Below are 8777 nucleotides of genomic sequence, written 5' to 3'. Positions count from 1 at the left end.
GCGGCTTTAGCCGCGATGGGAACAGCTCGGTGCCGCCTGCCTTCGCGGCTGAAGCCGCTCCCACGAAAAGCATCGGCTCTCGCGGCGTGCCGGTGGTCCACGGCTCTCGTAGGAGCGGCTTTAGCCGCGATGGGAACAGCTCGGTGCCGCCTGCCTTCGCGGCTGAAGCTGCTCCCACGAAAAGCATCGAGCTCACGCGGCGTGCCGGTGGTCCGCGGCTCTCGTAGGAGCGGCTTTAGTCGCGATGGGGCAGCTCGGTGCCGCCTGCCTTCGCGGCTGAAGCCGCTCCTACGAAAAGCATCGGCTCTCGTGGCGTGTCGGTGGTCCGCGGCTCTCGTAGGAGCGGCTTTAGCCGCGATGGGAACAGCTCGGTGCCGCCTGTTTTCGAAGCTAAAGCCGCTCCTACGAGAAGCATCAAGCATCGGGGGCTTCGCGCAGGCCGGATTAGGCGGGGCGGCCCTACCAAGGTCACTCCGATCTCCTCCCAAAGTACCATTCTGCCGTCGGCCGTCCGGGGGCATAACTACAACTGCCGGAACCCTCCGGTTGATAACAAGAGGATCGACCCATGTGGACTAAACCCAACTTCACCGATATGCGCCTTGGTTTCGAAGTCACCCTGTACTTCGCCAACCGCTGATCACCCGAGCCCCGGCATGCCGGGGCTTCAAGTCCCAAGGCAGACCTCATGCATATCCAGATTCTCGGCTCGGCAGCCGGTGGCGGTTTCCCCCAGTGGAACTGCAACTGCCGCAATTGCAGCGGTATCCGCAGCGGCCGCCTGCGCGCCCAGCCGCGCACCCAGTCGTCCATCGCCCTGAGCGACGATGGCGTGCACTGGGTGCTGTGCAACGCCTCGCCGGATATCCGCGCGCAGATCGAAAACTTCCCGGCCCTGCAGCCGGCGCGGCGCCTGCGTGATACGGCGATCAACGGCATCATCCTGCTGGACAGCCAGATCGACCACACCACTGGCCTGCTGACCCTGCGCGAGGGCTGCCCGCACCAAGTCTGGTGCACCGAGATGGTCCACCAGGACCTCACCAGCGGCTTCCCGCTGTTCAACATGCTCGAACACTGGAACGGCGGCCTGCAGTGGAACCCGATCGCCCTGGACGGCGTGCCGTTCGTGATCCCGGCCTGCGCCGATCTGCGTTTCACCGCTATCGCCCTGCGCAGCAGTGCACCGCCTTATTCGCCGCACCGCGGCAACCCGCACCCGGGCGACAACATCGGCCTGTTCGTCGAGGACCTGCGCACGGGCGGCACGCTGTTCTACGCCCCGGGCCTGGGCCAGGTCGACGAGCAACTGCTGGTCTGGATGCGCCGCGCCGACTGCCTGCTGGTCGACGGCACGCTGTGGCGCGACGACGAGATGCTGCAGTGCGAAGTCGGCACCAAGCTCGGCAGCGAGATGGGCCACCTGCAGCAGAGCGGTCCCGGCGGCATGATCGAAGTGCTCGACGGCCTGGACGCCTCGCGCAAGGTGCTGATCCATATCAACAACACCAACCCGATCCTCGACATCGACTCGGCCGAGCGCGCCATCCTCAGCGCCCACGCCATCGAAGTGGCCTGGGACGGCATGAGTATCGAGCTCTGAGAGGCGCCTCGCGGCCCGTAGGGTGCGCCGCGCGCACCACGAACCCCGTTCAGGCCATTGGTGCGCACGGCGCACCCCACGACAACAAGAAGGAGCAGCGATGAGTCAGCCAGCCATGAGCCCTGCCGAATTCGAGCAGGCGCTGCGCGCCAAGGGCGCCTATTACCACATCCACCACCCGTTCCAGGTGGCCATGTACGAAGGCCGCTCCAGCCGCGAGCAGATCCAGGGCTGGGTGGCCAACCGCTTCTACTACCAGCTGTGCATCCCGCTCAAGGATGCGGCAATCATGGCCAACTGCCCGGATCGCGAGACGCGTCGCGAGTGGGTGCAGCGCATCCTCGACCACGACGGCGCGCCGGGCGAGGAGGGTGGCATCGAGGCCTGGCTGCGCCTGGCCGAGGCGGTCGGCCTGGACCGCGAGCAGGTGCTGTCCACCGAGCTGGTGCTGCCCGGCGTGCGTTTCGCCGTGGATGCCTACGTCAACTTCGCCCGCCGCGCCGGCTGGCAGGAGGCGGCCAGCAGCTCGCTGACCGAGCTGTTCGCCCCGCAGATCCACCAGTCGCGTCTGGACAGCTGGCCGCAGCACTACCCGTGGATCGATGCCGGCGGCTACGACTACTTCCGCAAGCGCCTGAAGGAGGCGCGCCGCGACGTCGAGCACGGCCTGCGCATCACCCTCGCGCACTACACCACCTTCGCGGCCCAGCAGCGCATGCTGGAGATCCTCCAGTTCAAGCTCGACGTGCTGTGGAGCATGCTCGATGCCATGAGCATGGCCTACGAGCTGGAGCGCCCGCCTTACCACACGGTGACCGCCGCACGCGTCTGGCACCGGGGGATCGCGCTATGAGCAGCAGTCTGACAGTGGGCGCCGCCGCGTCCGTACGCACCACAGGCCCCTCGAACAGCGCTGCTGCGCCTGGCGCACCCTACGACGGAGTATCCCGCGTGAACCAACCCATCCACTCCTGTGTGCCGCGCATCCGCCGTGGTTTCCGTCTGCAGTACGAGCCGGTGCAGCAGTGCCATGTGCTGCTCTACCCGGAAGGCATGATCAAGCTCAACGACAGCGCCGCGCAGATTCTCCAGTGCGTCGATGGCTGCCGCGATGTGGCGAGCATCATCGCTGCGCTGCTTGAACAGTTCCCCGGCGTGCCGGGTATCGATGAAGACATCCTGGCGTTTATCGAGGTGGCCCATGCCCAGTTCTGGATCGAATTCGCCTAGCCCGGCGCAGCCGCAGGTCGGCCCGCCACTGTGGCTGCTGGCCGAGCTGACCTACCGCTGCCCGCTGCAGTGCCCGTACTGCTCCAACCCGCTGGATTTCGCCAAGCACGGCAGCGAGCTGAGCACCGCGCAGTGGATCGACGTGTTCCGCCAGGCCCGCGAACTGGGCGCGGCGCAGCTGGGCTTTTCCGGCGGTGAGCCGCTGGTGCGCCAGGACCTCGCCGAGCTGATCAAGGCCGCCCGTGACCTGGGCTTCTACACCAACCTGATCACCTCGGGCATCGGCCTCACCGAGCAGCGCATCGCCGAGTTCAGCGCGGCCGGCCTCGACCATATCCAGGTCAGCTTCCAGGCCGCCGACGAGGAGGTGAACAACCTGCTGGCCGGCTCCAGCAAGGCCTTCGCCCACAAACTGGCGATGGCCCGTGCGGTCAAGGCACACGGCTACCCGATGGTGCTCAACTTCGTCACCCACCGGCACAACATCGACCGCATCGACCGCATCATCGAACTGTGCATCGAGCTGGAGGCCGATTTCGTCGAGCTGGCCACCTGCCAGTTCTACGGCTGGGCCGAGCTGAACCGAGTCGGCCTGCTGCCGACCCGCGAGCAGCTGCAGCGCGCCGAGCGCATCACCAATGAATGGCGCGAGAAACTGGCGGCGCAGAACCACCCGTGCAAGCTGATCTTCGTCACCCCGGACTACTACGAGGAGCGGCCGAAGGCGTGCATGAGCGGCTGGGGCAAGCTGTTCCTCGACATCACCCCGGACGGCACCGCGCTGCCGTGCCACAGCGCGCGGCAGCTGCCGGTGCAGTTCCCCAACGTGCGCGAGCACAGCCTGCAGCACATCTGGTTCGAGTCGTTCGGTTTCAATCGCTACCGCGGCGACGCCTGGATGCCCGAGCCGTGCCGCAGCTGCGACGAGAAGGACCGCGACTTCGGCGGCTGCCGCTGCCAGGCCTTCATGCTCACCGGCGATGCCGACAACGCCGACCCGGTGTGCAGCAAGTCGGCGCACCACGGCCTGATCCTCGCCGCCCGCGAGCAGGCCGAGCATGCGCCGCTGGGCCTGGAGCAACTGACCTACCGCAATGAAAAAGCCTCCAAGCTTATCTGCAAGGCCTGACAGCGAGGCGCTGTGGTCGGCGGCGCAGGCGGCGGCCGCCTCGCGGGATTTCGCCGAGCTGCACGCGGCCCATGGCGGCCTGCTGTGGGTGGAGTTCGACCCGCAACAGGCGCGCTGCGGCCTGTTCTTCCTGCGCCACGGCGTGCGGCGCGAGCTGACCCCGCCGGCCTTCTCGGTGCGCAGCCGGGTCTACGAATACGGCGGCGGCGCCTGCTGCGCCACGGTGGACGGCGCCGCCTTCGTCAACGAGGCCGACCAGCAGCTCTACCTCGTCGGGCTCGCCGCCGACTGCGCGCCTCAGGCCCTGACCGCACGCCCGCATTGCCGCTACGGCGACCTCCGCTACGTCGCCGCCTGGCAGGCGCTGCTGGCCGTCGAGGAAAGCCATGAGCCGGGCGGGGTGATTCATCGCCTGGTGCGCATCGGCCTGGATGGCGCGCGCCGGGTGCTGGTCGAGGGCGCCGACTTCTATGCCGGTCCCGTGGCCAGCGCCGACGGCGCGCAACTGGCCTGGATCGAATGGGATCGCCCGCAGCAGCCCTGGACCGCCACGCGCCTGTGCCGGCGCAGGGGCGACGCCGCGGCGCAGGTGCTGGCCGGCGCGGGGGCTGAGCAGTCGCTGCAGCAGCCGCGCTTCGCCGCCGATGGTCGGCTCTGGGTGTTAACGGATCGCGCCGGCTGGTGGCAGCCGCTGTGTGTCGATGGGGTTATTGGTGCGCACGGCGCACCCTACGATCATGCGCCGGCACCCTGGCAGTTGGGCGGTTGTACTTATCTGCCGCTGGTTGGGGGAGGGTTGTTGCTGAGCCGCTTCGAGCAGGGTTTCGGCCTGTTGCTGGAACAGGACGGCGAAGGCCGCGAACGGCGCCTGGCCGGCGAGTTCAGCCGCTTTCGCGGCCTGGCGGCGGATGCCACGCACTTCTATTGCATCGCCGGTTCGCCCACACGCCTGCCGGCAATACTGGCGATCGAGCGGCAGACGGGCGCCGTGCAGGTGCTGGCCGGCGGCGAGCAGCCCTTGCCGGCTGTTGCCATCTCCCGGCCGCAGGCGTTCGACTACGCAACGGGCGCTGGCGAGCGCGCCCATGGCTTCTTCCATGCCGCCCAGGGCGACGAGGCGCGGCCGCCGCTGCTGATCTTCCTGCACGGCGGGCCGACCTCGGCCTGCTACCCGGTGTTCGACCCGCGCATTCCGTTCTGGACCCAGCGCGGCTTTGCCGTGGCCGACCTCAACTACCGCGGCAGCAGCGGCTACGGCCGCGCCTACCGCCAGCGCCTGCAGGGCGAGTGGGGGCGCATCGAGGTCGAGGATATCCAGGCCGCCGCCGCGCACCTGGCGGCCCAAGGTCTGGTCGACGGCGCGCGGGTGTTCGTCCGCGGCGCCAGTGCCGGCGGCTACAGCGCGCTGTGCGCCCTGGCCGGCGCCAGCGGCCTGCGCGGCGGCGCCAGCCTGTACGGGGTCAGCGACCCGCTGGCGCTGCGCCGGGCCACCCACAAGTTCGAGGCCGATTACCTCGACTGGCTGATCGGCGACCCCGAGCGTGATGCCGCGCGCTACCGCGAGCGCACGCCGCTGCTGCAGGCCGCGCGCATCCGCGTGCCGGTGATCTTCTTCCAGGGCGGGCTGGATGCGGTGGTGGTGCCGGCGCAGACCGAGTCTATGGTCGCCACCCTGCGGGCCAATGGGCTGGCGGTGGAATACCGGCTGTACCCGGACGAGCGCCACGGCTTTCGCCAGGCGGCGCACCTGGCCGAGGTGCTGGAGCGCGAGATGGCGTTCTATGTGGAACTCCTGCGCTAGAGCGTTCATCGCCTGCGGCCTTGGTTGGATTGCAATGCCGGGGGATTCCAGTAGGCTGAATTTCTTCGTACCAATAACAAGAAACAGCCTCATCCATGACCCAGAATCTGAGCCTGCTGCGCAAGTTCGTCTCCCCGGAAATCGTCTTCGGTGCCGGCTGCCGGCATAACGTCGCCAACTTCGCCATCACCTTCGGCGCGCGCCGCGTGCTGCTGGTCTCCGACCCCGGCGTGGTCGCCGCCGGCTGGGTGGCGGATGTCGAGGCCAGCCTGCAGGGCCAGGGCATCGACTACGTGCTGTACACCGAGGTCTCGCCCAACCCGCGGGTGGAGGAGGTGATGCGCGGCGCCGAGCTGTACCGCGAGCATGCCTGCAACGTCATAGTCGCGGTCGGCGGCGGCAGTCCGATGGACTGCGCCAAGGGCATCGGCATCGTGGTCGCCCACGGCCGCAGCATCCTCGAATTCGAAGGGGTGGACACCATCCGCGTGCCCAGCCCGCCGCTGATCCTGATCCCGACCACCGCCGGTACCTCGGCCGACGTGTCGCAGTTCGTGATCATCTCCAACCCGCTGGAACGCATGAAGTTCTCCATCGTCAGCAAGGCGGTGGTGCCGGACGTGTCGCTGATCGACCCGGAAACCACCCTGAGCATGGACCCGTTCCTGTCTGCCTGTACTGGCATCGACGCCCTGGTGCATGCCATCGAGGCCTTCGTCTCCACCGGCAGCGGCCCGCTTACCGACACCCACGCCCTGGAGGCCATGCGCCTGATCGGCGGCAACCTGGTACAGATGATCGCCACCCCGCAGGACATCGCCCTGCGCGAGAAGATCATGCTCGGCAGCATGCAGGCCGGCCTGGCCTTCTCCAACGCGATTCTCGGCGCCGTGCACGCCATGAGCCATAGCCTCGGCGGCTTCCTCGACCTGCCGCACGGGCTGTGCAACGCGGCGCTGGTCGAGCACGTGGTGGCATTCAATTACAACGCCGCGCCGGAGCGCTTTCGCCTGGTCGCCGAGACCTTGGGCATCGACTGCCGCGGCATGACCCATGGGCAGATCCGTCAGCGCCTGATCGAGCACCTGATCGAGTTCAAGCGCGCCGTGGGCTTCCACGAGACCCTCAGCCTGCATGGCGTCAGCAGCTCGGACATCCCGTTCCTCTCGCGCCACGCCATGCACGACCCGTGCATCCTCACCAACCCGCGCGAGTCGAGCCAGCGCGATGTCGAAGTGGTCTATGCAGAAGCGCTCTGAGCAACAGCAACAGGCCCTGGCCGGGCTGCTCGGCCTGGGCAGCCAGTCGGCGCGCAAGAGCCACTACGCCGAGCTGGTGACGCGCCTGGAAGAGCTGGAAACCGAGCGCAACCGTTACAAATGGCTGTTCGAGAACGCCGTGCACGGCATCTTCCAGGCCAGCCTGCACGAGGGCCTGCGCGCGGCCAACCCGGCCCTGGCGCGCATGCTCGGCTACGACAACCCGCAGCAGGTGCTGTGGTCGCTGACCGACCTGGCCGAGCACCTGTTCGTCGGCGGCCAGGCCGAGCTGGTGGCGATTCGCGAAGTGCTGGCCAGCCAGCCGGGCCTGTATGGCTACGAGACCCGCCTGCGGCGCAAGGACGGCCGGGTCATCGACGTGCTCATGAACATCCTGCTCAAGCCCGACGAGCCGGGGCTGTTCGAGGGCTTCGTCGCCGATATCAGCGAGCGCAAGCAGGCCCAGCAGCGCCTGCAGCAACTCAACGAGGAACTGGAACAGCGCGTGGCGCAGCGCACCACCGCGCTGCTCGGCGCCAACCAGAGCCTGCACGAGCAGATCGGCGAACGGGTGCGGGTCGAGCAGGAGCTGCGCAAGGCCCGCGATGCCGCCGAGGAGGCCAACCGCAGCAAGGACAAGTACCTGGCCGCGGCCAGCCATGACCTGCTGCAGCCGCTGAACGCCGCGCGCCTGCTGATTTCCACCCTGCGCGAGCGCGAGCTGGGCGAGGCGGCGCACAACCTGGTGGAGCGCGCGCACCAGGCCCTGGAAGGCGCCGAGGACCTGCTCTCCGACCTGCTGGACATCGCCAAGCTGGACCAGGCGGCGATCAGGCCGGACCTGGATGTCTACCGCCTGGACGAACTGCTGGCGCCGCTGGCCTCGGAGTTCGAACCGGTCGCAACCCAGGCCGGGCTGCGCCTGCGCGCGCGGATTCCGGCCTGCACCGTGCGCACCGATGCACGCCTGCTCAGCCGCATCCTGCGCAACTTCCTCAGCAATGCCTGCCGCTACACCGAGCACGGCGGCGTGCTGCTGGGCGTGCGCAAGCGCGGTGCCCAGCTGCGCATCGAGGTCTGGGACAGCGGCCGCGGCATTCCCGCCGACCAGCTGCAGGCGGTGTTCCGCGAGTTCCACCAGCTGGATGTCGGTCGCTCCATGGAGCGCAAGGGCGTCGGCCTGGGCCTGGCCATCGTCGAGCGCATCGCGCGCATGCTCGGCTACCCGATCGAGGTGCGTTCGCGGCCGGGGCGCGGTTCCTGCTTCAGCATTCAGCTGCCGCTGGTGGCCGATCAGGCGCCGCTGCCGAGCCTGCTGCCGGCAGCGCAGGCACAGCTGGGCAATCCGCTACCGGGCAAGCGCCTGCTGGTGCTGGATAACGAGCCGAGCATCCTCCACAGCATGGCCGAGCTGCTCGGCGGCTGGGGCTGCGAGGTGCTGACCGCGCTGGATCAGGCGCAGGCGCTGGAGGTGTTGGACGAGCGCGCGCCGGACCTGTTGCTGGTCGACTATCACCTGGATCTGGGTGTGACCGGGAGCGAGGTGGTGCAGGCGCTGCGTGCGCATTTCGCCAGGGATATCCCGGCGGTGATGATCACCGCGGAGCGTTCGGACGAGTGCCGCCTGCATTTGCAGGCGCTGAAGGTGCCGCTGCTGAACAAGCCGGTGCGCCCGGGCAAGCTGCGTGCGGTGCTCAGCCAGATGTTGGCGGGGTAGGGGCGGTTTTTCCGGGCCGAAACCGTTGCGCCGTGCGT

At 68.4% G+C, this 8777-nt stretch carries 8 protein-coding genes; all 8 read left to right on the top strand.

What is annotated here, in order from left to right; translation table 11 throughout:
• The first annotated feature begins 568 nt into the window (after positions 1-568).
• The 8 genes from pqqA to F3I16_RS20040 all read left to right on the top strand — a co-directional run bounded on the left by pqqA (position 569) and on the right by F3I16_RS20040 (position 8739).
• Positions 569-640: a pyrroloquinoline quinone precursor peptide PqqA gene (gene pqqA, locus F3I16_RS20075; protein WP_080725296.1), complete on the top strand. Its 72-nt coding sequence runs from the start codon at positions 569-571 to the stop codon at positions 638-640.
• Positions 641-688: 48 nt separating this feature from the next.
• Positions 689-1603 carry a pyrroloquinoline quinone biosynthesis protein PqqB gene (gene pqqB, locus F3I16_RS20070; RefSeq protein ID WP_160495298.1) on the top strand — a complete coding sequence of 305 codons (915 nt, stop codon included), beginning with the start codon at positions 689-691 and terminating at the stop codon, positions 1601-1603.
• A 100-nt stretch (positions 1604-1703) separates the two neighbouring features.
• A complete protein-coding gene (pqqC, locus tag F3I16_RS20065; RefSeq protein WP_160495297.1) occupies positions 1704-2456 on the top strand; it encodes a pyrroloquinoline-quinone synthase PqqC in 753 nt (250 codons plus the stop codon).
• Between the two features lie 98 nt (positions 2457-2554).
• The gene (gene pqqD, locus F3I16_RS21255; protein WP_372239665.1) at positions 2555-2833 is read left to right on the top strand and encodes a pyrroloquinoline quinone biosynthesis peptide chaperone PqqD; all 279 of its coding nucleotides are present in this window, start codon (positions 2555-2557) and stop codon (positions 2831-2833) included.
• Positions 2805-3962, top strand: a complete 1158-nt coding sequence (pqqE, locus tag F3I16_RS20055; RefSeq protein WP_160495295.1) for a pyrroloquinoline quinone biosynthesis protein PqqE — start codon at positions 2805-2807, stop codon at positions 3960-3962. The genes pqqD and pqqE overlap by 29 nt, the downstream gene beginning before the upstream one ends.
• On the top strand, positions 3928-5763 hold the full coding sequence (locus F3I16_RS20050) for a S9 family peptidase (RefSeq protein WP_160495294.1): 1836 nt from the start codon (positions 3928-3930) through the stop codon (positions 5761-5763). Before pqqE ends, F3I16_RS20050 begins: the two co-directional genes overlap by 35 nt.
• 95 nt (positions 5764-5858) lie before the next feature.
• Positions 5859-7022, top strand: coding sequence for an alcohol dehydrogenase-like regulatory protein ErcA (gene ercA, locus F3I16_RS20045; RefSeq protein ID WP_160495293.1), 1164 nt, complete (start codon positions 5859-5861; stop codon positions 7020-7022).
• The gene (locus tag F3I16_RS20040; RefSeq protein WP_160495292.1) at positions 7006-8739 is read left to right on the top strand and encodes a NahK/ErcS family hybrid sensor histidine kinase/response regulator; all 1734 of its coding nucleotides are present in this window, start codon (positions 7006-7008) and stop codon (positions 8737-8739) included. The genes ercA and F3I16_RS20040 overlap by 17 nt, the downstream gene beginning before the upstream one ends.
• Positions 8740-8777 lie beyond the last annotated feature (38 nt).

The organism is Pseudomonas sp. L-22-4S-12, from assembly GCF_009799935.1.
Classification (GTDB): domain Bacteria; phylum Pseudomonadota; class Gammaproteobacteria; order Pseudomonadales; family Pseudomonadaceae; genus Aquipseudomonas.
Note: the sequence above shows the minus strand (reverse complement) of the source record. Positions and strands in the feature narration are given on the sequence as shown.